The following is a 26,681-nucleotide window of genomic DNA, read 5'->3' on the forward strand; positions in this document are numbered from 1 at the left end:
TCAGTAGTCCGTTGAAAATGCTGCGTGGGAATAAACCACCTTCAAAACGTACCAGCCTTCTTCCAGCTCAAGTAACGCGTCACCAACTCAGTCCCTAACGACTGTGGCCGCACATCCAGCGTATGAACGCCATGTGCGGTCAACCTTTCATGGCATTCATTGCGCGCATTCAGATAGTCCACGGTGCCGCAATAGGTCAACGCTTCATCCAGTGTCTGAACGGTGCTCTGCGGCACTTGATCAAGTACGCCTTCACGCAGGCTCGCCACCAACACTCGATGCTGCTGGCTCAAGCGTTTTACGGCGGTGAGCAGTTCCTCGTCGTCGTCATCGCGCAGGTTGGTGACCAGTATCACCAGCGCCCGACGCTTTTGCCGCGACAGCAGTTGGCTGACGGCCGCTTGATAGTCCGCCGTGCGCTGAGTGCTTTGCAGGTCGTAGACACTGTTGAGAACGATATTGAGCTGACCCGCACCTTTAACCGGTGCGAGGTAATGCGGCTGGGCATTGGCCAGGGTACACAAACCCACCGCATCGCCCTGACGCAGGGCCACGTAGCTGAGCAGTAAACAAGCATTCAGCGCATGGTCGAAGTGCGAGAGTTCGTCGTCCTGGCTACGCATGCGGCGGCCACAATCGAGCATGAAGATGATCTGCTGATCGCGTTCGTCCTGATATTCACGGGCAATCGGTGTGCGCTGGCGGGCGGTGGCTTTCCAGTCGATCTGGCGCAGGCTGTCGCCTTCGCGAAATTCGCGCAGTTGATGAAATTCCAGACCCTGACCACGGCGCTGCTTTTGCCGCACGCCGAGCTGACTGAGCCAGTTGTCCACGGCCAGCAGTTCACCGCCGTAGAGGCGGGCGAAGTCCGGGTAGACGCGGGTGTGATCGGTGACGTCGAGCAGGCGTTTGCCTGTCCATAAACCCAGCGGGCTGGGCAGGTTGATTTCGCAGCGTTCAAAGCTGAAATGACCGCGCTGGAGCGGGCGCAGGCGGTAGCCGACATGGCTGATTTTGCCGGGCTGCAGTTCGACGCTGAGCGGCAGGTTTTCGAAGCTCAGGCCTTCCGGGACATGATCGAAGATGTGCAGGTGCAGTGGCTCGCTGAAGGGGTGTTCAACGTCCAGGCGGATTTCGCTCCAGCGACCAAGTGCGAGGCTGCCGGGCATGTGCCGTTTGACGCGGATGGCGGGCAGGCGTTTGAGGCGCAGGGCATCGATGGCGGCCAGGGCCAGCAGGGCGAGGAGTAAGCCCCAGGTGATCGCCGGCAGGCTGGGCGGGAGGGCGATTTGCAGTGCCTGCAAGGTGCCCAGGGCGATGCCGATGGCCATGAGCAGTGTTAGCCAGATTAGTAAGAGTTTTGATGGTTTCATGGCTTGGCACCGGGCTGTCTGTTGCAAAAATCGCAGCCTTCGACGGCTCCTGCATGAGTGATGTGTAGGAGCTGCCGGAGGCTGCGATCTTTTCTGCCCAAAACGGATTTCACAGGCGCGGCGCCGGGATCTGGTCGAGCAGTTGCTGCAATACCTGATCGACTTGCAGGCCTCCGATGTCCAGTTCCGGGGCGATGCGTACGCGGTGGCGCAGCACGGCCAACGCGCAGCCTTTGATGTCGTCGGGGATGACGAATTCGCCGCCGCGTAACAGGGCGCGGGCGCGGGCGCAGCGCACCAGGGCAATCGAGGCGCGAGGCCCGGCGCCGAGGGTCAGCCCCGGCCAGCTGCGCGTGCTGCGCGCCAGTCGTACGGCGTAATCGAGGACTTGATCGTCCAGCGGCAAATCACTGGCAATGCGTTGCAGCGCTTGCACGTCTTTGGCTTGCAGCACGGTGCGCAACGGTTGCACATCAAGCATGTCGGCGCGGGTCGAGCGACTGACCTGACGCACCATGTTCAACTCCTGATCGGCGTCGGGGTAATCCATGCGCACCTTGAGCATGAAGCGGTCGAGTTCGGCTTCGGGCAGCGGGTAAGTGCCTTCCTGTTCAATCGGGTTTTGCGTGGCCAGCACCATGAACGGCTGAGCGATGGGCTGGGCGCGGCCTTCGAGGGTGACTTGCCTTTCTTGCATCGCTTCGAGCAGCGCCGCCTGGGTTTTCGCCGGGGCGCGGTTGATCTCGTCGGCCAGCAGCAAATTGGTGAACAGCGGGCCTTTGCGCAATTTGAACTGCTCGGTTTGCAGGTCATAGACGGCATGACCGGTGACGTCGCTGGGCATCAGATCCGGGGTGAACTGGATACGCGCGAACTCGCCACCGAAGCAGCGCGCCAATGCACGCACCAGCAAGGTTTTACCCAGCCCCGGCACACCTTCGAGCAGCACGTGGCCACCGGCGATCAGTGCGGTCAGCACGTCGTCGATAACCTGATTCTGGCCAATCAGGGCTTTCTGCAATTCGCTGCGAACCGCTTGCGCCAGTTGGCTGGCGCGCTGGCGTTGCTGGGCGGCGTGGCTGGCGCTGCCGGGCTCGGTCTGTTCACTCATAGCGTGTTCCTCAAGGTTTGCAGGTGGGCAACCTGACGGCAGAACTCGGCGCTGGACAAACGCTGGTTCGGAACCGGGCTCAGGGCCTGGCTGATGGCGCGGGTGGGCTGGCGGGTCAGGCGTGACAGTGCCAGCCATTGTTCGGCAACGTTCAATCGATCAAAACCGGGATGACGACGGCGCGCGCGACGCAACACGTCTTGTTGCAAGGCTTGCAGCAGCGCTTGCTGACCGTTGTGGCGCAGCAGGAAATCCGCGCTGGCACGCAGGTGTTCCTGCAATTGTCGGCGGCCGCTCGGCGCCGGTGCCTGAAGCGGGCCGTGGCGCACACCGACATGCCACAACCACAGGCCGATCAAGGCGAGCAGGGCGACGATGGCCTGCGGGAAGTAGCGCCAGAGCAAGGTCAGCAAGCCGTCGTGTTCGGTGTTGTAGATCAGCGTGACGTCGGTGTCGGCGCTCAGGTACCAGAGCAGCCAGGCATTGTCGTATTGAGCGATGGTCTGGCTTTTCCACAGCTCGGCGTCAGTGACCACGGTGATCGAGCCGAGGCTGTAAGGCAGTTGCATCATGTGCGTGGCTTTGCCGCTGTTGGCCCAGGCTTGCGCGAGGTTTTTCGGGTCGTCGAGGTGGAAGTCCGTGTCGAACCCGGCATAGGCCGGCGCGTCTTCATCTTCCACATACAGCTTGGTCAATTTCGGGAAGGGGTCTTGCTCAAGGTCTTTGGGCGGATCCTTGAGATCCTTGCTCAGCGATTGATGCAGTTGCACGCGATCGAGCAACAGGTCGTTGCTCTGTTTGGTCTGTTCGTCCCATAACGATTCAGCGACAAACACCAGTCGCCCGCCGGCCCGCGTCCAGTTCAACACTTGTTCGACCTGACGTGGGGTCATGCGTGAGCGGTCGTTGAACAGCAGCAGCGTGTGTCGGCGTGGGTCGATATCCGGCAGCACGGAAAGGCTTTCGGCATGACTGACTTTGAGGCCGCGCTCACGCAAAAACATTTCCGCCGCCAGATACGGATTGGCTTGGGCAGCAGGGGACGGGCCGTGATCGACTTCTTCCTGATACGGCTTGGCCTTGAGAAACAGAAACACGCTCAATGCGATCAGCAGTGCGACGAGCACTGCGCCGACCCAGCACAGGGTACGGCGATTCAACGGGCAGCTCCGTGGCCAAACAAGGCGCGCCAGCCGTCGCACAATTCCTGTTGCAGATGCGCCGCCGGGATTCGATGCCCGTAGGCCATGTTCTGCCAGTGCACAGTGAGGTTGCGACTGAAGGCGAGCAACTCCGGTCGCTGCAGTTGTTCTACGCGCGCCAGCACCTGATTTTCGGTGTCGGCAGGTTTCAGCGTCAGATCGAAGTCATGCAGCAGATGGCTGAGCAGACCGCGATAGAGCAGGCTCAACGCCGCGCGCGGTTGGCTGAACCAGAGTTGTTCGGCGCTGGCGGCGATGTCGTCGGGCAAGGTGTCGCGGTTCAAATCCAGACCGAACGCTTGCTGCGGCACCGCTCGTTTTGGCAGCGCTGGCAGTTTCGGCCGGCGACTGACGAAGGCCCGGAGAAACTCGCGGTAACGCCAGATCAGCCAGCCGATCAAGGCAATCAGCACACCCCACAACAGCACCTCGATCAGCTTGGCCAGCCCATTGAAGTGTCGACCGTCGAGCCAGCCCAGCAGGGTTTTCAGCCATTGCGGTGCGTCGCCGGGTTTTGCGTCTTTGGCCGGCGCTGCCGGGTCTTCGTCAAAACGGTAGCGGGTGACCGATTCCTTGTTCTTGAACGGTGGTTGTTCGAGCAAGGCCTTGATGCTGTCGTGGGAGGCCTGACTGGTCAGCGGCTGATTTAACAAACGCGGTGCATCCGGACGGGTGTCGGGTTCAGCCGCCCAGACCGAGGGCACATTCGGCAGCACCAGACAGATCGCCAGCAACAGACCGAGCACGCCGTTGTTCAGGCGCTGGCGCAAACGCCGGAACACCAGTTCGATGTCCCACGCTTCCAGTTGCGTGCGGCGGTTCAGATACAGGCTGAATCCGCAGGCGACGTAGATCGGTTCCCAGACCACCAGCACCAGCGCGTAAAAGGCGTTGGTCAGGTGTTCGAGCCAGCGCCAGTCATGATCGGCCGAGAGAATCAGCGACTGCCAGTCCCAATCGGTTTCCACTTGCTGCGGCAGCAACAGATAGAACAGCACCATCAAGCCGATCCACAGCGCAGTCTCCAGATGCACGCCAACGATGGTCAGCCATTGCGCCGCGCCGGCGTTGCGCTGCAACAGCACGTGCAGGCGTTGTTGGCGAGCATTGCCGTCGAGGCCTTCGAGTTGCACCACCGGCAGCAGAAAGCTGCGGCTGAAGCTCAAGCGGCGCCAGGTCAGGCTGGCCAACAGTTGCGGTTTGAGCAGGCGCGGCCATTCGCGCAGCGCTTGTTTGAGGGTGGGCGTTTCGCCGAACAGCGCTTTGGAGAGGATGTACAGCGGCAGGCGTTCGTACGCTGGTTTCAGCCACCAGAATATAAACACGGCCAGCGTCGGCGAATCCCAAAACACCAGGCTGAGCAGGGCGAACAGCGGCAAGGTGACGATCGCCCAACTGGTCATCAGCAAGCGTCGATGTTGCTGACACATGAGCACGCCCAGATCCATGGCTTCCCAGGTCGTGCGCGGGCGGATCACCACGGTGGCGTCACTCAGGCGCATGGCGTGTCCTTCCGGCGAACAGCAGGTAGCACGCGACCAACGTCCAGAGTCCGGCGCCGACCAGGTATTTGGTCAGCGGCGCGACACTGGTTTTCGATGACCAATAGGCCTCGATAAACGCCGCGATCAGCAGGAACAACATCACCCCGCAGACCAGCAACACGCTTTTGCGCGCTGCTCGTTTCAGGGCTTCGGCGCGGGTAAGGCGTCCCGGGGCGATCAACGCCCAGCCGAGTTCCAGACCGGCCGCGCCGGCGAGGGCAATTGCCGTCAGTTCGAAGGCGCCATGGGCGATGACGAACGACCAGAAGTTCTGGCCGAAACCGATCTCGGTCAGATGCCCGGCCACCGCGCCGATGACCAGCCCGTTGTAGAACAGAAAGAATGCGCTGCCCACGCCCATCAACAATCCACTGGCGAAGGTCTGAAAGGCGATGCCGATGTTGTGCATCACGTAGTAGCCGAACATCACCCAGTCTTCACTGGCCGCGCGTTCGGCGGGGCGCCCGAGGTGGCCGGCGACCGGGTCATACATGCCTTGCATCTCGCGCACTTGATCGGCGGGAATCAGGTTGTAAACGAGGTCGGGAAACACATACACCAACACCCCTACGCCGATCAGGCTGCCGAAAAACAGCAGCGCGGCGACCAGCACAAACGGCCATTCGGCGCGCACCAGTCGCGGGAAATCGGCGAGGATAAAACTGAGCAGGTTGGCGCCGAGGCGACTGCGATGGCGGTACAGCTGTTGATGGCCGCGCAGTACGTGTTGCTGCAACGAGTCGATGAGAAAACTGCTGTAGCCGCGTTCCTGCGCCAACGCCAGATGTTGGCAAAGACGTCGATAGGTTCTCGGGAATCCGGCGATTTGCGAGGTGTCCTTGCCGCGTTCAAGGCGTTCGAGGGCCAGCGCAAAACGCTCCCATTCGGCCTTGTGGCGACTTTCGAAAAGGCTCTGCTTCATGTCGGGCCCAACAAGCCGCGCGCAATGCCATTGAGTTCGGCAACGGCTTTGGGCGCGGAGATATGCAGCGGCTGGGCGAGCAGGGCGGCCAGTTCATTGACCCGCGCCGGTGACAGTTCGCCCTGACGTTCGGCAAAACCGAGCACTGCACGTTGTTCGCTTAGCGATAGCGGCACGGGCGAGCGCCGGGGTTCGGCGTCAGGCAATTGCGGGCGCGTCAGCGGGTGTTCGCTGTAAACCACCAGCGTGCCGGCAGCGATGTCGCCGAGGCGTTTGAAGGTCGGGTGTTGCAGGCAACTGAGGCTGCCGAGGAAGTAGCCGAACGGCAGCAGATCAACGAAGCGCAGCAGATTGCGCAACAACGAGGCCGACCAGCCAACCGGCGTGCCGTCATCGTGCACCACGCGCAGGCCCATCCACTGTTTGCCCGGCGAGCGTCCCTGCCGCAGCACTTCGAACAGCACCATGTACCACCAACTGATCGCAAACAGCAGCAGCGAACCGAGGCCCATGCCGAGCTTGCCTAGGAACGCCAACGCGATAAATAACACGCCCATGATCACACCGCGAATGCCCAGATCGATGGCGAACGCCACGGCGCGTACCATTAACCCGGCAGGGCGCAGGGGCAGGTCGATGCCTTCCGGCGTTTCGACCTGATGCCGCGTATCCAGCGGCGGGGCCAGCGGTGCTTTCCTTGGCGGTGCTGTGGGCTCGAGCATGGGCTACCTGATGTCGCCTGTTCTGAGTGCAAGTGCGTCCGATGCTAGCAGCCTCTCGGGGGGAAACGACATAACTATGTATGGCACAGCATGTGTCGCCAGGTGTTTGAATGTTTCAAGACTGGCCGCGACGGCGGTTGAGCGCCTAGACTTTGCCGATCTTCAGTTCAGGATCCGCCCGTGACTTCAATCTTCTGGTACGACTACGAAACCACTGGCATCAATCCGCGTAACGACCGCCCGCTGCAGGTCGCCGGGATTCGCACCGACCACGAGCTCAACGAAATCGACGAGCCGGTCAACCTCTACTGCCAGCCCAGCGAAGACATTCTGCCGCACCCGGCGGCGTGCGCGATTACCGGCATCACCCCCAGTCAACTCGCCGAAAAAGGTTTGAGCGAAGCCGATTTCATGACCCGGGTTCACGCGCAATTGGCCGCGCCCGGTACGTGCGGTGCGGGTTACAACTCCTTGCGTTTCGACGACGAGATGACCCGTTACAGCCTGTATCGCAATTTCTTCGATCCCTACGCCCGCGAATGGCAGGGCGGCAATAGTCGCTGGGATTTGATCGATGTAGTGCGCGCTGCTTACGCCTTGCGCCCGGACGGGCTGGTGTGGCCGACCGATGACGAGGGTCGCGTGACCCTCAAACTCGAACGCCTGACCGCCGCCAATAACATCGATCACGGCCATGCCCACGAAGCGTTGTCGGACGTACGCGCGACCATTGCGCTGGCGAAACTGATCCGCGAGAAACAGCCCAAGCTCTATGACTGGCTGTTTCAGTTGCGCAGCAAACAGAAGGTGATGGATCAGATTCGCCTGTTGCAGCCGCTGGTGCACATCTCCGGACGCTTCTCGGCGGCGCGCAGTTATGTCGGTGTGGTCATGCCGCTGGCCTGGCACCCGAAAAACCGCAACGCGCTGATTGTTTGCGACTTGCACCTCGATCCACAGGGCTTGCTCGATCTCGATGCACAAACCCTGCGCCAGCGTCTGTACACGCGCCGTGACGATTTACTTGAAGGCGAATTGCCGGTGCCGCTGAAGATTATTCATATCAATCGCTGCCCGGTCGTCGCGCCGTTATCAGTACTGCGCGCCGACGATCAGCAACGATTGGGTCTGGACATGGCGCTTTATCAGGAACGCGCGCTGCGGCTAACTGACGCACAACAAGTTTGGAAAGATAAAATCGCGGCTATTTATGCCAGCGAAGATTTCACCCCGAGTGAAGATCCGGAACAACAGTTGTACGACGGATTTATCGGTGATCGTGATCGGCGTCTGTGTGAGCAAGTGAGAAACGCGGATCCGGCACATTTGGCACAAGAGCAATGGCCGTTCGATGATGAACGTTTGCCTGAATTACTCTTTCGATATCGCGCACGTAACTTTGCCGATACGTTGAATTCTGAAGAACAGGCACGCTGGAAATTATTGTGTCAGCAACGTTTGTCGGCCCCGGAATTCGGCGCGCCGAATACCTTGAAATCTTTTAGCGAGGCGGCCGAGCAATGGTTGCTTAGTGCTACGCCAGAGCAGAGCGCAGTGCTCAATGAATGGCAGAGTTATGTCCAGGCATTGCGCAAACGTTTGGGTCTTTGAAATCGAACATGTTTGTTACTAAACGTCAGGCATAAAAAAACGCCAGCATTCGCTGGCGTTTCTTTTTTCGCGGATCGCTCTGCGAAGGCGTTGCGGCTTAGCCCAGCAGGGTAGCCCAGCCTTCAACCACGTCGCCGCCCCACTTGGCTTTCCACTCTTTCAGAGTTTTGTGGTTGCCACCTTTGGTTTCGATGACTTCGCCGTTGTGCGGGTTTTTGTATTGTTTAACTTTGCGAGCACGCTTGGTGCCGGTAGTTTTTACTGCGCCGCCGCGTGGTGCTTTGGTTTTCGACTCTGGGTCCAGCAGCGCGATGATGTCACGCAGCGACTTGGAGTATTCGCCCATCAGGGTACGCAGTTTGCCTTCGAATTCCAGCTCGGTTTGCAGTTTGTCGTCTTGCGACAGGTTCTTCAAACGGGCTTGCAGCTCTTTGATAGCTTCTTCGGTGGCGCGATATTCGTTGATCAAGGACATGATTACTACCTTAGTAGAATGCTGAATGACAGGGGACAGTGGCGCAATAATAGTCAGGCTGTTTCATCAAGTAAACATTTAACCGGGGTTTTTATTTAAATTAGTTACGAGAAATAGCCGCAAATTGATTGTTCAGTTAAATAGTGTGAAGCCGTCAGCACAGATATTCACAAATGTCTGTTTAACAATGCCAGCAAAGCGCCATCCCTCTGGCGTTTGTTTCCGTCAAAAAAGTGTGGGTATCAGCCGCCGACCACGCCAGCGCTCATCAATACTGCAGTTTTCCCGCGCAGTCGCTAGAATGGCGGCCTTTGCGAAGTTCTGGAGTCTTCCCCTCATGCGCACTTTTCGTCTGGTGATTTCTTGCCCGGACCGCGTTGGCATCGTTGCCAAAGTCAGTAATTTTCTGGCAGCCCACAATGGCTGGATCACCGAAGCGAGCCACCACTCGGATAATCAGGTGGGTTGGTTCTTCATGCGTCACGAAATTCGTGCCGATTCGCTGCCATTCGGTATTGAAGTATTGCGCGAGAAGTTTGCGCCGATCGCCGAAGAGTTCTCGATGGACTGGCGCATCACCGACACTGAGCAGAAGAAGCGCGTAGTGCTGATGGCCAGCCGCGAATCGCACTGCCTGGCGGACTTGCTGCACCGCTGGCACAGCGATGAGCTGGATTGCGAAATCTCCTGCGTGATTTCCAACCACGACGACCTGCGCAGCATGGTCGAGTGGCACGGCATCCCGTATTACCACGTCCCGGTCAATCCGCAGGACAAGCAACCGGCGTTCGACGAAGTGTCGCGTCTGGTCAAACAGCATGACGCTGAAGTAGTGGTGCTGGCGCGTTACATGCAAATCCTGCCGCCGGACATGTGCCGCGAATACGCGCACAAGGTGATCAACATTCACCACAGCTTCCTGCCGTCGTTCGTCGGTGCCAAGCCGTACCACCAGGCGTCGCTGCGCGGCGTGAAACTGATTGGCGCGACCTGCCACTACGTGACCGAAGAGCTGGACGCCGGCCCGATCATCGAGCAGGACGTGGTGCGTGTCAGCCACAGCGACAGCATCGAAGACATGGTGCGTTTCGGCCGTGACGTCGAGAAGATGGTGCTGGCTCGCGGCCTGCGCTATCACCTCGAAGATCGCGTGCTGGTGCACGGCAACAAGACTGTGGTGTTCTGATCGAACACACGCAGGCTTGAAAAACCAAGGGTCTGGGCGTTCAATCGCTCAGACCCTTTGTCGTTTAAGCCTCGAGGAAACTTACATGAGTGATCCACTGGACAAAGCCACGTCCAACGCACCGGCGACGTTGGGCGAAGGTTGTTTGAGTCGCTACGACCCCGAGGACATGACCCCGGAAGATGGCACCGAGTTTCCCGGTGCGGCCGAGTTGTGGGAACAGTTGCAAGAGTCCGACGATAAACAAAACGATGCCTGAAACGCGATCCCTGTAGGAGCTGCCGAAGGCTGCGATCTTTTTACGTCTGCGGCACTTTCATCAATTTGCGCAACAACGGCCGCCCCAACATCATCAAAAACACCGGCCCCCCCACCAGCAGATAAAAGTAATACGTCACCACCCGCCAAATCAGAATCGCCGCCGCTGCGGTGGATTTCCCCACCATCGGCGCCAACAGTGCCGCCGAAGTCAATTCCGCCGCCCCCGCGCCACCCGGCAATAAACTGAACTGCCCGGCCCCCAGCGAAAGTATCTGCACCAGAAAACTCCAGGCCCACTGCAAGTCTGCGCCCAACCCGCGCAACGCCAGATACAACACGCTGTAACGCAATAACCAATGCACACACGTCAGCGCGAACACCTTGATCAGGGTTTGCCAGGGCAACTTCAACGTGTCGGTAAACGCCGCGAGAAAGTGCAGCAACTTGCGCGCCCAGCGACGGCGAGTGCCCGGTTTAACGTTCATCCTCACCAATAAGCGGCCACTCAAACGAATCAACGCGCGGTGATAACGCGCAATCAACACGCAACTGAACAAGCCGCCAAACAACGAAATCGCGCTGACTGTCAGCAGCCATTCCAGGCGATCGCTCAGATGTTGAAACAACGCATAAATCAGAATTCCACTGAGGGCGCAGAGAAAGAACAGCAAATCGCTGAGTTGATCCATGGCAAACACCGCGCTACCACGGGCCGGACGCACGCCGCAGCGGGCGAGCAACGCCATGATGGTCAGCGGCCCACCGCTGCCACCGGGCGTGGCGCAATAAGCGAACTCGGCGGCCATTACCACGCCGAGGCTTTTCAGCGGCGTGATGCGGTCGCGCTGATCGCCGAGTAACAAGCGCAGGCGCAGGGTATTAATGCCCCAGCAGAGCAGGATCATGCCGAACATGATCAACAGCCATAACAGTGGAAAACTTTGCAGGCGCGCCCAGGTTTCGCCGCCACCGAGCACCACCGGGATCAACACCGCCGCGAGCAGGCCGATCAACAACAGAATGCCGCGACTCATGCAGCGGATCCCAGTTGACCGCGCTGTTGGGCGAGCCAGTGGATTTTGGTCATCGGTACGCGTCCTTCATTCAGTAGTCGCTGCAAGGTGTGCAGCCAGTAATCGCGGGAAAAACCGTGGCGCATGTCCACTGGGTGCAAGCCTAGCCGAATCACCGGCGCCTGGCGCCAACGCTGTTGCCGCTGCTCACTGACAATTTTCGATAAACCGCGACGCCAGGCGCTGCGGGCACTCCAGACCAGACCCGGCGCGTCGATGGCGGTGAAATCCGGCAATCGATAAAGATGCTGTGGATCACTGGTGTAGCTCAGCGGTAATTCACGCAGGGCTTGGCGGGTGCCGTCGCTCATCAACCACGCCGGGGCGACGAACCCGTGCAACGGCCAGTCGTGGCGCTGGAAGACTTCGATGCCATCGCGCAGACGGGCGAGGGCGGTTTCGCGGGACAAACGATAAAACTCGCCTTCGTGGGTGTAAACACGGCGCATGAACCAGTCGCGCGGGGTGGTCGGGCCTGGTTCATGGTCATCGTGGAAAAAACCGTGCAAGGCTAACTCATCGCCGCGGGCAACACGCTCATCGAGCAATCGACAAAACGCCGGATGCTCGTTGAGGGCGTTGCGCCGATGGAAATCGGGGACGACCAGCCAGGTCATCGGCACGCTGCCCAGTGCGTCGACGGCTTCGACAAACGGTTGGTAATCCGCCCACGTCGACGGTGCCACGTCATGCAGCACCAACAACACGGCGGGGCGATTCAGCGCCTCAGCCATTGGCCACCTTGGGCAGCGCATGGCCGAGGACGGCGTGATAGTGGCCGAGCAAACTGTCGACCACCGTGTCCCACGCGTAATGCTGTTCAACGTGCTGTCGCGCTTGCTCGCCCAGTTTCACAGTGCCGCGACTGAACACTTCGCGCACGGCATTGGCCATCGCCTGTGGATTATTCGGTGCACAGAGCAAACCGCAGGATTCGTTGACGATCTCTTCAAATGCCCCGGCCGCCACCGCTACCACCGGAAGGCCGCAGGCCATGGCTTCGAGAATCACCAGGCCGAAGGTTTCCTGATCGCCGGCATGGATCAGCGCATCGGCGCTGGCCATCAATTGCGCGACACGCGGTGCGGGGCAGAATTCATCTATCACGCTGACATTGTCCGGCACCACGGCGGGCATCGACGAGCCGACCAGCAGCAAGTGATAGCGCGGGCCGAGGCGTTGCATGCATTTGAGCAGCACCGGCAGGTTTTTCTCTTTCGAACCGCGCCCGGCGTAGATCAGCAGGCGGGTGTCGTCGGCGATGCCGAGTTCTGCGCGCAGATTCGGGTCGCGGGCCTCGGGGTGAAAGGTTTGCAGATCGACGCCCAGCGGCTGCACGAAGACATTGCGCACCCCGAGGCCGATAAGCTTGTCGGCCATTACCTGACTTGGCGCGAGCACGCGGTCGAAGTTGCCGTAAAGCTTGGTGACATACGCTTCGACATTCGGCGTAACCCAATGGCCCATGCGATTGCCGACCAGCAGCGGCAGATCCGAGTGATAAAAGCCGATCACCGGCACATCCAATTGCCGTCGGGCATCCAGTGCGGCCCACGCGGTGAGGTAGGGGTCGCCGACTTCGATGAGATCTGGCTGCAAATCCTGCAGGACGTTTCGCCACGGCGCGAGGCGCAGCGGGAAGCGATAGCCTTTGCCGAAGGGCAGGGCGGGGGCGGGAACCGTGTAAACGCCGTCGTGTTCGCCGAAGCGGGCGCCAGGGATCAGCAGGCTGTGGCGAATGCCGGGTTTGATGCCCAAACGACGATGTTTGGCATCCAGATACGTGCGCACGCCACCGCTGGCCGGGGCGTAAAACATGGTGATGTCGGCGATGTGCACGGTGAACAACCCTCCGCTGCGTGGTACTCCCTTGGTTGACCTATGTGCGCAATGGATGGTTCGGTCGGAATCCGCGCTGAAGCGGCCCCTCACCCTAACCCTCTCCCGAGGGAGAGGGGACTGACCGAGGTGGATGCTGGAGGTACTCCGACTTGAGAGACCTGAGGTGAACTCAGGTTTTGAAGAGCCCCTCACCCCTCCCGGAGGGAGAGGGGACTGATTGGGGTGGATGTTGGAGGTACGCCGACGTGAGAGACCTGAGTCGAGCTCAGGTTTTGAAAGGCTTGAAGATCTGCTCCCTTTCCCCCTCGTCCCCCTGGGGGAGAGGGTTGGGGTGAGGGGGTAAGCTCTTGATCTTAAATCCTGAAACTACCCACCAACTGCTTCAACCGCGAAGCCTGCTGTTCCAGATCCGAACACGCCCGCAACGTCGCCTGCAGGTTTTCGACCCCTTCCTGATTCAGCGTATTGATCTCGGTGATATCAACATTGATCGACTCCACCACCGCCGTTTGCTCCTCAGTCGCCGTCGCCACTGACTGGTTCATCCCGTCGATCTCGCCAATCCGCAGGGTCACGCTGTTCAAACGTTCGCCGGCAAGGTTGGCAATCTCGACGCTGTCCTGGCTGTGACGCTGGCTTTCACTCATGGTGCTCACCGACTCCCGGGCGCCGACTTGCAACTCTTCGATCATCGTCTGCACCTGCTGCGCCGATTCCTGCGTGCGATGCGCGAGGTTGCGCACTTCATCCGCCACCACCGCAAAGCCACGCCCGGCCTCACCGGCACGCGCCGCTTCGATCGCTGCGTTGAGCGCCAGCAGGTTGGTTTGCTGGGAGATGCTGGTGATCACTTCAAGAATCTGGCCGATGTTCACGGTTTTGCTGTTCAGCGATTCGATATTGCTGCTCGACGCACTGAGCATGCTCGACAACTGATTCATTGCCTTGATGCTGCGATCCACCACTTGCTGACCGTCTTCGGCGAGGCCACGCGCATCGCTGGCCTGGTTCGAAGCCTGCGCGGCATTGCGGGCGATTTCCTGAGCGGCGGCACCCAGTTGATTGATCGCCGCGGCGACGCTGCTGGTGCGCGAGGCTTGTTGATCCGAGTTGTACATCGACGAGTTCGACGCGGCGACCACGCGCAGCGCAACTTCGTTGACTTGCCCGGTGGCCGACGACACTTCGCGGATCGAGCCATGAATGCGCTCGACGAAACGGTTGAACGCTGTGCCCAACACACCAAATTCATCGTTATTGACGATGGTCAGGCGTTTGGTCAGGTCGCCTTCGCCGTCGGCGATGTCTTCCATAGCGCGGGTCATCACGTGCAGCGGCTGGATCAGAATGCGGATCAGCATGCCGAGCAGGGCAAGGATGATTGCCACCGCGATCACCGTCGCAATCACCGCCGAGGTGCGGAATTCGCTGAGCATGGCGAACGCTTGATCTTTGTCTACCGACAGGCCGATGTACCAGTTCACCGACGGCAAACCTTTGATCGGCGCGAAAGTGACGATACGGGTTTTGCCGTCGACAGTGACTTCGCTGAAGTCGCCGCTGATGCGCGGGGTGTCCTGCGGGAAGGCGTCTTTCAGTGATTTCATCACCAAGGCCTTGTCCGGGTGCACGAGGATCTTGCCGTCGGCGCTGACCAGAAACACATAACCCATGCCGTCGAAATCTCGGGCGGCGAGGGTGTCGATGAGCGATTGCAGGCTCAGATCGCCGCCGACCACGCCGACACTCTGGCCAGCCTTTTTCGAGGCGGTGGCGATGGAGATGATCAACTGGCCGGTGGCCGCGTCGATGTACGGTTCGGTCAGGGTCGAGGTGCTGCTGCCTTCGGCACCTTTATACCAAGGGCGCACCCGTGGATCGAAACCCTCTGGCATCTTCGTGTCCGGGCGGATGGTGAAGTGGCCGGTGGCGTCGCCGAGGTAGGTGGCCATGAACGTCGAGGTCAGGGTTTTCTGTTCCAGCAGGCTGGCGACGTTGGCGGGCTCGGGGTTGATCGAGATGTTCTGGGCGGCGTTTTCGATCAGCAGGATGCGACCGTTGAGCCAGGTTTGAATATTTCCGGCAGTGACTTCGCCCATCTCGTTGAGATAGTTGTTCAGGTCATCGCGGATCGCGTTGCGCTGCAACCAGTCGTTGTACAGCGTAAACGAGGCGAAAGCGGCAATGACGATGAGGGCGGCGGCAAGCAAAATTTTATGGCTGAAGCGCAGATTTTTGTTCATGGCTTGGGGTTCCGCTAAGGTCTTAATGTCCTGGGCGTGCTTTTATAAAGGCGCGCACTATGGGCAAGGGTGAGTACACGTGAATATTTCCGTCTCTCCTTAGGGAAATGTCCTACCGACTTTTCAGCCAGGTTCACGTTTTATCTATCGGCCAAAGCGAATCAAAGATTAACCATGGGTGACAAAATGCCTGACTCATCGCAACTCGTAATCGGCGCCGATCTCACGGGGCAACCGATTGGCCAGGCCATGCGCCTGGCGAACCGTCACGGGCTGATCGCCGGCGCGACCGGTACCGGTAAAACCGTGACCTTGCAGCGTCTGGCTGAAGCGTTCAGTGATGCCGGCGTGGCGGTGTTCGCCGCCGACATCAAGGGCGATTTGTGCGGCCTCGGTGCCGCCGCCAACCCGCAGGGCAAGATCGCCGAACGCATCGCCGGCATGCCGTGGCTCAACTACACGCCGCAGGCTTACCCGGTGACCTTGTGGGATATCCACGGTGAATCCGGTCATCCACTGCGCACCACGCTGAGTGAAATGGGCCCGCTGCTGATCGGCAGCCTGCTGGAACTCACCGACAGTCAGCAGTCGGCGCTGTACGCGGCGTTCAAGGTCGCTGACCGCGAAGGGTTGTTGTTGCTGGATCTGAAAGATCTGAAAGCGCTGCTCAATCACCTCAAGGAAAATCCGCAGCTGTTGGGCGAAGACGCCGCGCTGATGACCACCGGTTCCAGTCAGGCGCTGTTGCGCCGTTTGGCGACTCTGGAACAGCAAGGCGCGGAAGCTTTGTTCGGCGAGCCGGCGCTGCAACTCGAAGACATCCTGCAACCGGCGGCTGATGGCCGTGGGCGCATTCATTTGCTCGACGCCAGTCGTCTGGTGCATGAGGCGCCGAAGGTTTACGCGACGTTCCTGTTGTGGCTGCTGGCCGAACTGTTCGAGCAGTTGCCAGAGCGCGGCGACGCCGACAAACCGCTGCTGGCGCTGTTTTTCGATGAGGCGCATTTGTTGTTTGGCGATACGCCGAAGGCTTTGCAGGAGCGGCTGGAGCAGGTGGTGCGCTTGATCCGTTCGAAAGGCGTTGGTGTGTATTTCGTCACGCAGTCGCCGGCGGATTTGCCCGATGACGTCTTGGCGCAGCTCGGTTTGCGCATCCAGCACGGTCTGCGCGCGTTCACTGCCAAGGAACAGAAATCACTGCGCGCGGTGGCGGACGGCTTCCGGCCGAATCCGGCGTTCGATACGTTGTCGGTGCTGACGGAGCTGGGGATCGGCGAGGCGCTGGTCGGCACGCTGGCAGAGAAGGGCACGCCAGAGATGGTGCAGCGTGTGCTGGTGGCGCCGCCGCAATCGCGGATTGGGCCGTTGACTGAGACCGAACGCACCACGCTGATCGCCGGATCGCCGTTCAAGGGACGGTATGACAAGCCGATTGATCGCGAGTCGGCGTATGAAATCCTCATGGGTCGCAAAGGCCTGGCGCCGGAGGCTGAGACACCTGCCGGAAAACCTGCGGCTGAAGAGCCAAGCCTCGCCGACAGAGCCGGAGAATTCCTCGGCACCGCCGCCGGGCAGGCACTGAAATCCGCGATGCGCCAAGCCGCGAACAACCTCGGCAAACAATTGGTACGAGGCCTGATGGGCTCTTTATTAGGCGGCAGCAAACGCCGCTGAAAGCAAAGATCGCAGCCTGCGGCAGCTCCTACAGATGGATGCATTTCCAATTGTAGGAGCTGCCGCAGGCTGCGATCTTTTGATCTAGCTTCAGGACTTGTCTTTAGCGTGCGCCGCCAAACGCTCCAGCGCCGCGCGCAACCCCGGATCACTGATCCCGTCCGCCGTCGCCTGAATCGTCGCCGCAGCATCCGTCGACAAATCCATCGTATTACCCACCACCGCGCGCTGAATCGTCGGCGGCTGCACCTTGAACAGAATCCGCGTCAAACTGGCGAACTCATCAAACATCTGCAACTGGCGCTGCAAACGCTTTTGCTGGTAACGCAGACGCGTGGCCCAATGACCATCGGTGACAATCAGCAACAGACTGCCCTCACGCCACGACGCCACATGGCAATGCTCGCGGGCGGCGGGTTGCAGTTGGCTTTCGAGCAGGCGTTGCAAATGCCCCAGTCGTTGGGCATGGCCGAGGATGGCCTTGAGCGGTTTGGCTTCGCGAAGCAGAACGGCGGGTGCTCTGGCCGTAAGAGGGCGAAATGCCATGATCGAACACCTGAAGTAACAGAAACGCCATGGTAGCAGAAAGCGGACTTTTCACTCGCCCATTGCAATTGCCCCTGCTTTACCCATTAAATCAACGACTAACTTCTTTTCCGTACGACTTGAAGTTGAGCAAAACGCCCCTATTTTAAGTGAGCCCCGTCAAAGCGCAGTGCCAGCATCGTGGAACATCGCCACTTTCCTCACCACCGTTTCCGGGTAGAATGCTCGTTCGCATGCGGCCATGAGGGCTGCTCGGGCGACTCACGGGGCCGCCCTCCATCCCTTTAGTGTGGAAGATCCTGCCGATATGTTTGCGCCTTTGTTAAAGAAACTTTTTGGAAGCAAGAACGAGCGTGAAGTCAAACGCATGCTCAAGACGGTGCAGCTCGTCAATGCCTTCGAAGAGCAAATGGTGGCCCTTTCGGACGATCAATTGCGCGCCAAGACCGACGAGTTCAAGGCCCGCATCGCCAAAGGGGAAACCCTCGACAAACTGCTGCCAGAAGCCTTTGCGGTCGCCCGCGAAGCCGGTAAGCGTGTCATGGGTATGCGTCACTTCGATGTCCAGCTGATCGGCGGCATGACCTTGCATGAAGGTCAGATCGCAGAAATGCGTACCGGTGAAGGCAAGACCCTGGTGGCAACACTGGGCGTTTACCTCAACGCACTGTCCGGCAAGGGCGTGCACGTCGTGACGGTGAACGACTACCTGGCCCGCCGTGACGCCAACTGGATGCGTCCGCTGTATGAATTCCTCGGCCTGACCGTCGGCGTCGTGACGCCGTTCCAGCCGCCGGAAGAGAAGCGTATCGCCTACGCCGCCGACATCACCTACGGCACCAACAACGAATTCGGTTTCGACTACCTGCGCGACAACATGGCGTTCAGCATGGAAGAAAAATTCCAGCGCGAACTCAATTTTGCCGTGATCGACGAAGTCGACTCCATCCTCATCGACGAAGCGCGTACCCCGCTGATCATTTCCGGTCAGGCCGAGGACAGCTCCAAGCTGTACATGGAGATCAATAAACTGATCCCGCAGCTGGAACTGCACGTCGAAGAAGTTGAAGGCGAAGTCACCAAGGCTGGCCACTACACCGTTGACGAGAAGACCCGTCAGGTCGAACTCAACGAAGCCGGTCACCAGTACATCGAAGACATGCTCACCGGCGTCGGCCTGCTGGCTGAAGGCGAGAGCCTGTACTCGGCGCATAACCTGGGCCTGCTGACCCACGTCTATGCCGGTCTGCGTGCGCACAAACTGTTCAACCGCAACATCGAATACATCGTGCAGGACGGCCAGGTCGTACTGGTCGACGAACACACCGGCCGTACCATGCCGGGTCGCCGTCTGTCCGAAGGTCTGCACCAGGCCATCGAAGCCAAAGAAGGTCTGAACATTCAGGCCGAGAGCCAGACCCTGGCCTCGACCACGTTCCAGAACTACTTCCGTCTGTACACCAAGCTGTCCGGTATGACCGGTACTGCTGACACCGAAGCGTTCGAATTCCATCAGATCTACGGTCTGTCGGTCATGGTCATTCCGCCGAACAAGCCGCTGGCGCGCAAGGACTACAACGACCTGGTGTTCCTGACGGCCGAAGAGAAATACACGGCAATCGTTGCAGACATCAAAGAAAGCATGGCTGCCGGTCGTCCGGTGCTGGTGGGTACTGCCACCATCGAAACCTCCGAGCACATGTCTGCACTGCTCGAGAAGGAAGGCATCGAACACAAGGTTCTCAACGCCAAGTTCCACGAAAAAGAAGCTGAAATCATTGCGCAGGCCGGTCGTCCGGGCGCGCTGACCATCGCCACCAACATGGCCGGTCGTGGTACCGACATTCTGTTGGGCGGCAACTGGGAAGTGGAAGTTGCTTCGCTGGAAGACCCGACCCCTGAGCAAATCGCCCAGATCAAGGCCGACTGGCAGAAGCGTCACCAGCAAGTGCTGGAATCCGGTGGTCTGCAGGTGATCGCGTCCGAGCGTCACGAATCGCGCCGTATCGACAACCAGTTGCGTGGTCGTGCCGGTCGTCAGGGTGATGCCGGTTCCAGCCGCTTCTACCTGTCGCTGGAAGACAGCCTGATGCGTATCTTCGCCTCTGACCGGGTGAAGAACTTCATGAAAGCCCTGGGCATGCAGCCGGGCGAAGCGATCGAGCACCGCATGGTGACCAACGCGATCGAGAAGGCGCAGCGCAAGGTTGAAGGCCGTAACTTCGACATTCGTAAGCAACTGCTCGAGTTCGACGACGTCAACAACGAACAGCGTAAAGTGATTTATCACATGCGTAACACGTTGCTGGCCGCTGACAACATCGGTGAGACCATCGCCGACTTCCGTCAGGACGTGCTCAACGCCACCGTCAGCGCACACATTCCGCCGCAATCGCTGCCGGAACAGTGGGACGTTGCCGGTCTGGAAGCGTCGATTGCCAGCGATTTCGGCGTGACACTGCCGATTCAGCAATGGCTCGACGAAGACGATCACCTCTACGAAGAAACCTTGCGCGAGAAGCTCATGACCGAGCTGATGGCGGCGTACAACGAGAAAGAAGATCAGGCCGGTGCCGATGCACTGCGCTCCTTCGAGAAGCAAATCGTTCTGCGCGTGCTGGATGACCTGTGGAAAGACCACCTGTCGACCATGGATCACCTGCGTCACGGTATCCACCTGCGTGGTTACGCCCAGAAGAACCCGAAGCAAGAGTACAAGCGCGAGTCGTTCACGCTGTTCTCCGAGCTGCTCGATTCGATCAAGCGCGACTCGATCCGTGTGCTCTCGCACGTTCAGGTTCGCCGCGAAGATCCGGAAGCCGAAGAGCAACGTCTGCGTCAGGAAGCCGAAGCACTGGCCGCCCGCATGCAGTTCGAACACGCTGAAGCGCCAGGTCTTGAGCAACCGGAACTGCTCGGTGAAGAGGTCGATGTGGCCCTCGCCGCCGCCCCGGTTCGCAACGAACAGAAGCTGGGCCGCAACGAACTGTGCTACTGCGGTTCGGGCAAGAAATTCAAGCATTGCCACGGGCAGATCCAGTAAAACCCGTTATCACTGCTGAAATACCCGCGCCGCGACCGGCTTATGCCGTCGCGGCGTTTTGCCATTTAAACCACCGTCGCTGCGCGTGGCGGTGCTGACATCATTGAGTAAGGAGCGCATTCATGGCTGTTGGTCTTGGTCCTTTGCCAACGTTGCACCCGGTTGCCGGTTTTGAACTCGGTATTGCCTCGGCCGGCATCAAGCGCCCTGGGCGCAAAGATGTCGTTGTGATGCGCTGCGCCGAAGGTTCGACCGTGGCCGGCGTGTTCACGTTGAACGCCTTTTGTGCCGCGCCGGTGATTCTGGCGAAGCAACGCGTACAGAACGCCGTGCGTTATCTGCTGACCAACACCGGCAACGCCAACGCGGGCACCGGCGAGCCGGGCCTGGCCGCTGCCGAGCGCACCACCGCCAGACTGGCTGAGCTGACCGGCGTCGATGCCAGCCAGATTCTGCCGTACTCCACCGGTGTGATCGGCGAGCCACTGCCGGTCGAGAAAATCGAAGGCGCGCTGCAAGCTGCGCTGGACGATCTGTCGGAAAACAACTGGGAAGCCGCTGCCACCGGCATCATGACCACTGACACCTTGCCAAAAGGTGCCAGCCGCCAGTTCCAGCATGACGGCGTGACCATCACCGTCACCGGCATCAGCAAAGGCGCGGGCATGATCCGTCCGAACATGGCGACCATGCTCGGTTACATCGCCACTGACGCCAAAGTCTCCCGCGACGTGCTGCACAACCTCATGCTCGACGGCGCCAACAAATCGTTCAACCGCATCACCATCGACGGCGACACCTCGACCAACGACTGCTGCATGCTGATCGCTACCGGCAAGGCTGCACTGCCGGAAATCACCCGCGCTGAAGGCGAGCTGTTCGCCAAATTGAAGCAAGCGGTGTTCGAAGTGTGCATGGACGTGGCCCAAGCCATCGTGCGTGACGGCGAAGGCGCGACCAAGTTTGTCACTGTTGAAGTGAATGGCGGCGGCAATCATCAGGAATGCCTGGACGTTGGCTACACCGTGGCGCACTCGCCGCTGATCAAGACCGCACTGTTCGCCTCCGACCCGAACTGGGGCCGTATTCTGGCGGCCGTCGGTCGTGCCGGCGTGCCGGATCTGGACGTGAGCAAAATCGACGTGTTCCTCGGCGACGTGTGCATCGCCAGCCGTGGCGCGCGCGCGGCGACCTACACTGAGGCGCAAGGCTCGGCAGTGATGCAACAGGAAGAAATCACCATCCGCATCGAACTGGGTCGCGGCGAATGCAGCGAAACCATCTGGACCACCGACCTGTCGCATGAGTATGTGAAGATCAACGCTGAATACCGCACTTGATCTAACCTGAGACCGAGTCGATGCCATCGCGAGCAGGCTCACTCCTACAGTGGTTTTGTAAACGCCACAGATCCCCTGTAGGAGTGAGCCTGCTCGCGATGGCGCCCCATCAGGTACCAAAAATTCTGGCCTGATTCTCCTGACGAAAAGGCGCCAAACCCATGTCCTTGCACCTGATCATCGGCGACAAACTGCTTTCCTCCTGGTCTCTGCGCGCTGCCTTGGCGCTTGAACTGACCGGCGCTCCTTACACCGAAGAACTGATCAAGCTCGGCAAGCCCGACACCCGCGAGCGGCTGCTCAAGCATTCGCCGACCGCCAAAGTGCCGCTGCTGCAAACCTCACGCGGCACGGTTGCCGATTCGTTGGCCATCGCCGAATACTTGGCCGAACAGTTCCCGTCCGAGCAACTCTGGCCGAGCGACATTTTCGCCCGCGCTCAGGCCCGATCCGCCTGCGCACAAATGCACAGCGGCTTCTTCGCCATGCGCAATCACATGCCGTTCAACCTCAGTCATGACGCGCCGCTCAACCCGGTGCCGCCAGAAGTGAAGGTCGATATCGAACGCATGCTGGCGCTGTGGGCCGAATGCCGAGACGCCGCCACCGAGAGCGGGCCTTACCTGTTCGGTCGCGTCAGTCTGGCCGATGCCTTCTTCGCGCCGATTGCCGTGCGCCTGCGCACCTATCAGGTAAAACTGCGGGCCGCCGACGAAGCCTATGTTGAAACCGTCTACCAATGGCCCGCCTTCAAAGCGTGGCAGCAGGCCGGACTGGAGGAGTTGAATCCGTGAAACGTGTACACGTCGCCGCCGCCGTCATCCGTGACGACAGCGGCAAAATCCTCATTGCCCGCCGCGCCGACTCCCAGCATCAGGGTGGTCTGTGGGAGTTTCCCGGCGGCAAGGTCGAGGCGGACGAAACCGTCGAAAGCGCACTGGCCCGTGAGCTGAAAGAAGAACTGGGCATCGTCGTTGGCGCTGCCCGACCGCTGATCAAAGTGCGTCATGATTACCCGGACAAGCAGGTGTTGCTGGATGTCTGGGAAGTCTCGGCATTCACTGGCGAACCGCACGGTGCCGAAGGCCAGCCATTGGCCTGGGTGACCGCGAAAGATTTGCCGAACTACGAGTTCCCGGCCGCCAACCAGCCCATCGTCGCCGCCGCGCGTTTGCCTGGCGAATATCTGATTACCCCGGAAGATCTGGAAACCCCGGCCTTGCTGCGCGGGATTCAGAAGGCGATTGCTGGCGGGATCAAACTCATTCAGCTACGCGCACCGAACGGTTACGACCCGAAGTACCGCGATCTGGCGGTGGACGCGGCCGGTCTCTGTGCTGGTAAGGCGCAACTGATGATCAAAGGGCCATTTGAATGGCTCGGTGATTTCCCGTCGGCGGGTTGGCACATCACTTCAGCGCAGTTGCGTAAATACGCAGCGGCGGGGCGGCCGTTGCCGGCTGAGCGCTGGCTGGCGGCGTCGTGCCACAACGCTGAGGAATTGGCGTTGGCGGAGCAGATGGGCGTGGATTTTGTGACGCTGTCGCCGGTGCAGCCGACGTTGACGCATCCGGATGCGCAGCCGTTGGGTTGGGAGCAGGCTTCGGCGTTGATCGAAGGCTTTAGTAAACCGGTGTTTCTGTTGGGTGGGGTTGGCCCGGCGGAGCGCGAGAAGGCTTGGGGTGTTGGGGCGCAGGGTGTGGCGGGGATTCGCGCATTCTGGCCTGACCCTTTGTAAAGGCTACTGGCCTCATCGCGAGCAGGCTCACTCCTACATGGGCCGTGTTCCTTCAGTTGGAATACGGTCAACTGTAGGAGTGAGCCTGCTCGCGAAGGCGTCCTTCCAATCACTGCAAAGCTAAGGTTTAGCCGCCGGTTGCCACAAAATCTCCGCAATCCCCTGCCGTCGCGCAATCAGCCGCGCCGCCACAAACAACAAATCCGACAACCGATTGATATACGCCAGGCCAACCCCGGCCAGTGGCTCGATCGCATTCAGATGCTGACAGCGCCGCTCGGCACTCCGCGCCAGGCTGCGGCACACATGCGCCTGCGCAATCAACATCGAACCACCCGGCAGAATGAAATTCTCCAGCGGCCCCAACTCCTCATTCCAGACGTCGATCGCCGCTTCCAGCCGCTCGATTTCCGCCGCGTTCAGCGCCTGATATTCCGGCATCGCCAACTCGCCGCCCAAATCAAACAAGCGATGCTGACAAGGCGCCAACACCTCGATCAATTCATTCAGCCCCGGAGTGGCCTCGCGCTCGGCAAGTAACCCGGCCAGCAACACGCCAACCTGACTGTTCAGCGTATCGACCTCACCAATCGCTTCGATGCGCGGGTGATCCTTCGGTACGCGGCGGCCGTCGCCCAGGCCGGTTTCGCCTTTGTCGCCGGTGCGCGTGTAAATCTTCGACAAGCGAAAGCCCATGGGTTACCTCGGTAGTTGATTGATTTCAGCCGCGATGGCCGGTGGTGGCGCCAGCGGCAGGCGCAGGGTGAAGCAGGTGCCCTGACCGGGCGCCGACTGCACTTCCATCTGGCCTTTGTGATTGTTGGTGATGATGAAGTACGACACCGACAAGCCAAGCCCGGTGCCCTGACCGATTTCCTTGGTGGTGAAGAACGGCTCGAAGGTGCGTTTGCGCACACTCTCGCTCATGCCGATGCCGTTGTCCTCGACCTGAATCTCGGCCCACGGCGGATTGAGTTTGGTGCGCAAAATGATCCGCCCCGGTTCGCTGTCGTCCTCGCGCTGATGAATCGCTTGTGCGGCGTTTTTCAGCAGGTTGAGCAGTACTTGTTCCAGCTCGTTGGCAGTGCCGGGCACCGGGCCGAGCGCCGGGTCGAACTGGCGCACAATGGCTTGACCCTTGAAGTCGAAACCGATCGCCAGATCGAAGTCGTTGCCGGCAATTTCCACGGCTTGATCGATAAGCGCCGGCAGGTCGCACGGTGCCATTTCCCGAGTGCTGCGGCGGCTGAAGCTGAGCATGTGCGTGACGATTTTCGCCGCACGGGCACCGGCCTGTTGAATGCCGTCGAGGAGTTTCGGCACTTCGCGGCCTTGCAGGTAACGGTTGACGGTATCGAGTTCGATGCCCAGTTGTTCGGCGGTTTCGATGTTCTTCGGCAGATCTGCTGAAAGGCGTCGACGGATGTTTTGCACGTTGTGCAGGATCGCGCCCAGCGGATTATTGATCTCGTGGGCCATGCCCGCCGCGAGGCCACCGACCGAAAGCATCTTCTCCGACTGCACCATCATTTCTTCCAGCGACAAACGCTGGGTGATGTCATCGATGCGGATCACCACGCCACGTCCGGCGCCGCCCATCAGCGGGTAAAACGTCAGTGCGTAATGCTTCGGCTCGTCGTCCTTGAACCATGTCACTCGCTCGATTTTCGCCACCGTGTGTTGTTCGACGGTTTGCTTGAGCTGCGGCAGAAACGGTTTCAATGGTTCGAAGGCGAGGAAGATCGGCTGGTTCAGCGCTTCGTCCAGACGTGTGCCGGAAAGGGCGCTGGCCTCCTGATTCCATTGGGTGACGTAGAGCTGTTCGTCGAGGGCGATCAGTGCCGAGGGCATCGAGTCGATGATGCTGTTGAGGTAATTCTGGAAACCGGTGAGCTTCTTCTCGATTTTGCTGCGTACCTGAACTTCCAGTTCCAGTTTGCGGTTGGTGTGGCGGGTTTCCTCGGCCAGACCTTGAGCCTGATCGTAGGCGGCTTGCGAGTCGTCACGGGCGCGTTTGAGCTGCTGTTCGCGGGCTTCGATGCGCGACAGCATGGTGTTGAACGCTTCGGCGAGGCTGCCGATTTCGTCGTGATTGCCGCGTGAGGCCCGCAGGGCGTAGTTCTCTTCGCGGGTGACCTGACGCGAGAGTTCTTCCAGTTGATGGATCGGCCGGGTGATCAGGCGTTTGATCTGGCGGGCAATCACCAGCCACAACAGCACGCTGAAAATCAGAATCCCAAGACTCGCGGTCAGGGTGCCGGTGTAGAACGCCATCGGCAGTTCGCTGCTCGCCACCAACAGCAGATGGCCGGGCGCGGTGCCGGGGCGGGGCAGGGTGATCAACTGGTTGCTGCGAAATTCGGTGAGTTGCCAGGCTTCGATGTGCCGATAGCGCTCCGGCAATTTCAGTTTGTCGCCGCGCTGCACCTGCGCGAGGCGTTCGCCTTTGCCGTCATATATCGCAGCGGCGCGTAATGGCGAATAGCTGTCGAGCTCCTTGAGCAGGCGCTCGGCGCTCTCCGGCGACTGCAAGGACTCGCTGACGAGGCTCGGGTTGGCGATCAGTCGGCCGATGGTCTGCAACGCCTGCGGCGCCATGCTTTCCTGGGAAATGTAGTAGGCGGCGCTGATAAAGGTCAGGTTGGCGACCAGCAATACAGTGGTCAACAGCACCAGCAGGGCGGCCAGCAGTTTCTGGCCGACCGGCAGGTTTTCGAGGCGCTGGCGCAATGGCATCAGGTTTATCGCAGCAAAGGAACAAGTGGCCAGCGTAGC

22 protein-coding genes and 1 pseudogene are annotated in these 26,681 nt (G+C 60.0%); 8 read left to right on the forward strand and 15 right to left on the reverse strand.

Annotated features, from left to right (window positions below; genetic code table 11):
• Positions 1-41 precede the first annotated feature (41 nt).
• The 6 genes from ACIOMO_RS20440 to ACIOMO_RS20465 all read right to left on the reverse strand — a co-directional run bounded on the left by ACIOMO_RS20440 (position 42) and on the right by ACIOMO_RS20465 (position 6,874).
• Positions 42-1,373, reverse strand: coding sequence for a DUF58 domain-containing protein (locus ACIOMO_RS20440; RefSeq protein ID WP_401243234.1), 1,332 nt, complete (start codon positions 1,371-1,373; stop codon positions 42-44).
• A 109-nt stretch (positions 1,374-1,482) separates the two neighbouring features.
• Positions 1,483-2,484 (reverse strand): AAA family ATPase, encoded by a 1,002-nt coding sequence (locus ACIOMO_RS20445; protein ID WP_401243237.1) that lies wholly within the window; start codon positions 2,482-2,484, stop codon positions 1,483-1,485.
• Complete coding sequence (locus tag ACIOMO_RS20450) at positions 2,481-3,644, reverse strand: DUF4350 domain-containing protein (RefSeq protein ID WP_401243239.1); 1,164 nt, start codon at positions 3,642-3,644, stop codon at positions 2,481-2,483. The genes ACIOMO_RS20445 and ACIOMO_RS20450 overlap by 4 nt, the downstream gene beginning before the upstream one ends.
• Positions 3,641-5,188, reverse strand: coding sequence for a DUF4129 domain-containing protein (locus ACIOMO_RS20455; protein WP_401243242.1), 1,548 nt, complete (start codon positions 5,186-5,188; stop codon positions 3,641-3,643). Before ACIOMO_RS20455 ends, ACIOMO_RS20450 begins: the two co-directional genes overlap by 4 nt.
• Positions 5,175-6,152 (reverse strand): stage II sporulation protein M, encoded by a 978-nt coding sequence (locus tag ACIOMO_RS20460; RefSeq protein ID WP_401243245.1) that lies wholly within the window; start codon positions 6,150-6,152, stop codon positions 5,175-5,177. Before ACIOMO_RS20460 ends, ACIOMO_RS20455 begins: the two co-directional genes overlap by 14 nt.
• A complete protein-coding gene (locus ACIOMO_RS20465; protein WP_401243247.1) occupies positions 6,149-6,874 on the reverse strand; it encodes an RDD family protein in 726 nt (241 codons plus the stop codon). Before ACIOMO_RS20465 ends, ACIOMO_RS20460 begins: the two co-directional genes overlap by 4 nt.
• 180 nt (positions 6,875-7,054) lie before the next feature.
• On the opposite strand from ACIOMO_RS20465, the gene sbcB reads away from it, so the two are divergent.
• Positions 7,055-8,485 carry an exodeoxyribonuclease I gene (sbcB, locus tag ACIOMO_RS20470; protein WP_159812544.1) on the forward strand — a complete coding sequence of 477 codons (1,431 nt, stop codon included), beginning with the start codon at positions 7,055-7,057 and terminating at the stop codon, positions 8,483-8,485.
• Between the two features lie 97 nt (positions 8,486-8,582).
• Here sbcB and mvaT read toward each other — a convergent pair whose 3' ends face one another.
• A complete protein-coding gene (mvaT, locus tag ACIOMO_RS20475) occupies positions 8,583-8,960 on the reverse strand; it encodes a histone-like nucleoid-structuring protein MvaT (protein WP_007933316.1) in 378 nt (125 codons plus the stop codon).
• 337 nt (positions 8,961-9,297) lie between these two features.
• Between mvaT and purU the strand changes: the two genes are divergently transcribed.
• Together purU and ACIOMO_RS20485 are read left to right on the forward strand one after the other, a co-directional pair.
• Positions 9,298-10,146 carry a formyltetrahydrofolate deformylase gene (purU, locus tag ACIOMO_RS20480; RefSeq protein WP_007912774.1) on the forward strand — a complete coding sequence of 283 codons (849 nt, stop codon included), beginning with the start codon at positions 9,298-9,300 and terminating at the stop codon, positions 10,144-10,146.
• An 85-nt stretch (positions 10,147-10,231) separates the two neighbouring features.
• On the forward strand, positions 10,232-10,405 hold the full coding sequence (locus tag ACIOMO_RS20485; RefSeq protein ID WP_172680144.1) for a hypothetical protein: 174 nt from the start codon (positions 10,232-10,234) through the stop codon (positions 10,403-10,405).
• A gap of 40 nt (positions 10,406-10,445) precedes the next feature.
• Here the strand turns inward: ACIOMO_RS20485 and ACIOMO_RS20490 are convergent, their stop codons facing one another.
• The 5 genes and pseudogenes from ACIOMO_RS20490 to ACIOMO_RS20510 form a co-directional block, all read right to left on the reverse strand.
• Positions 10,446-11,441 (reverse strand): lysylphosphatidylglycerol synthase transmembrane domain-containing protein, encoded by a 996-nt coding sequence (locus tag ACIOMO_RS20490; protein ID WP_053123120.1) that lies wholly within the window; start codon positions 11,439-11,441, stop codon positions 10,446-10,448.
• The gene (locus ACIOMO_RS20495) at positions 11,438-12,214 is read right to left on the reverse strand and encodes a DUF2334 domain-containing protein (protein ID WP_053123118.1); all 777 of its coding nucleotides are present in this window, start codon (positions 12,212-12,214) and stop codon (positions 11,438-11,440) included. The genes ACIOMO_RS20490 and ACIOMO_RS20495 overlap by 4 nt, the downstream gene beginning before the upstream one ends.
• Positions 12,207-13,298, reverse strand: a complete 1,092-nt coding sequence (locus ACIOMO_RS20500; protein ID WP_401243273.1) for a glycosyltransferase family 4 protein — start codon at positions 13,296-13,298, stop codon at positions 12,207-12,209. The genes ACIOMO_RS20495 and ACIOMO_RS20500 overlap by 8 nt, the downstream gene beginning before the upstream one ends.
• A 377-nt stretch (positions 13,299-13,675) precedes the next feature.
• The gene (locus ACIOMO_RS20505) at positions 13,676-14,440 is read right to left on the reverse strand and encodes a methyl-accepting chemotaxis protein (RefSeq protein ID WP_371262383.1); all 765 of its coding nucleotides are present in this window, start codon (positions 14,438-14,440) and stop codon (positions 13,676-13,678) included.
• 93 nt (positions 14,441-14,533) lie between these two features.
• A pseudogene (locus ACIOMO_RS20510) lies at positions 14,534-15,565 on the reverse strand (cache domain-containing protein); the annotation flags it as partial.
• A 186-nt stretch (positions 15,566-15,751) separates the two neighbouring features.
• On the opposite strand from ACIOMO_RS20510, the gene ACIOMO_RS20515 reads away from it, so the two are divergent.
• Complete coding sequence (locus ACIOMO_RS20515) at positions 15,752-17,239, forward strand: helicase HerA-like domain-containing protein (RefSeq protein WP_159812540.1); 1,488 nt, start codon at positions 15,752-15,754, stop codon at positions 17,237-17,239.
• Between the two features lie 90 nt (positions 17,240-17,329).
• On the opposite strand, the gene ACIOMO_RS20520 is transcribed toward ACIOMO_RS20515, so the two are convergent.
• Positions 17,330-17,785, reverse strand: coding sequence for a DUF721 domain-containing protein (locus ACIOMO_RS20520; protein ID WP_053123114.1), 456 nt, complete (start codon positions 17,783-17,785; stop codon positions 17,330-17,332).
• Positions 17,786-18,092: 307 nt separating this feature from the next.
• Here ACIOMO_RS20520 and secA point away from each other — a divergent pair, with 307 nt between their 5' ends.
• From secA to ACIOMO_RS20540, 4 genes are all read left to right on the forward strand, one after another.
• The gene (gene secA / locus ACIOMO_RS20525; RefSeq protein ID WP_053123112.1) at positions 18,093-20,828 is read left to right on the forward strand and encodes a preprotein translocase subunit SecA; all 2,736 of its coding nucleotides are present in this window, start codon (positions 18,093-18,095) and stop codon (positions 20,826-20,828) included.
• Between the two features lie 122 nt (positions 20,829-20,950).
• Positions 20,951-22,168 carry a bifunctional glutamate N-acetyltransferase/amino-acid acetyltransferase ArgJ gene (gene argJ, locus ACIOMO_RS20530; protein ID WP_053123110.1) on the forward strand — a complete coding sequence of 406 codons (1,218 nt, stop codon included), beginning with the start codon at positions 20,951-20,953 and terminating at the stop codon, positions 22,166-22,168.
• A gap of 161 nt (positions 22,169-22,329) precedes the next feature.
• The gene (locus ACIOMO_RS20535) at positions 22,330-22,962 is read left to right on the forward strand and encodes a glutathione S-transferase family protein (RefSeq protein WP_401243255.1); all 633 of its coding nucleotides are present in this window, start codon (positions 22,330-22,332) and stop codon (positions 22,960-22,962) included.
• Positions 22,959-23,906 (forward strand): Nudix family hydrolase, encoded by a 948-nt coding sequence (locus ACIOMO_RS20540; RefSeq protein WP_401243257.1) that lies wholly within the window; start codon positions 22,959-22,961, stop codon positions 23,904-23,906. The genes ACIOMO_RS20535 and ACIOMO_RS20540 overlap by 4 nt, the downstream gene beginning before the upstream one ends.
• Positions 23,907-24,026: 120 nt before the next feature.
• Here the strand turns inward: ACIOMO_RS20540 and ACIOMO_RS20545 are convergent, their stop codons facing one another.
• Positions 24,027-24,602, reverse strand: coding sequence for a cob(I)yrinic acid a,c-diamide adenosyltransferase (locus tag ACIOMO_RS20545; RefSeq protein WP_400648785.1), 576 nt, complete (start codon positions 24,600-24,602; stop codon positions 24,027-24,029).
• Positions 24,603-24,605: 3 nt separating this feature from the next.
• On the reverse strand, positions 24,606-26,642 hold the full coding sequence (locus ACIOMO_RS20550) for a PAS domain-containing sensor histidine kinase (RefSeq protein ID WP_159812536.1): 2,037 nt from the start codon (positions 26,640-26,642) through the stop codon (positions 24,606-24,608).
• Positions 26,643-26,681 lie beyond the last annotated feature (39 nt).

Origin of the sequence: Pseudomonas sp. NPDC087804 (assembly GCF_044742965.1) — a bacterium.
In the GTDB taxonomy this organism is placed as follows: Bacteria; Pseudomonadota; Gammaproteobacteria; order Pseudomonadales; family Pseudomonadaceae; genus Aquipseudomonas; species Aquipseudomonas rustica.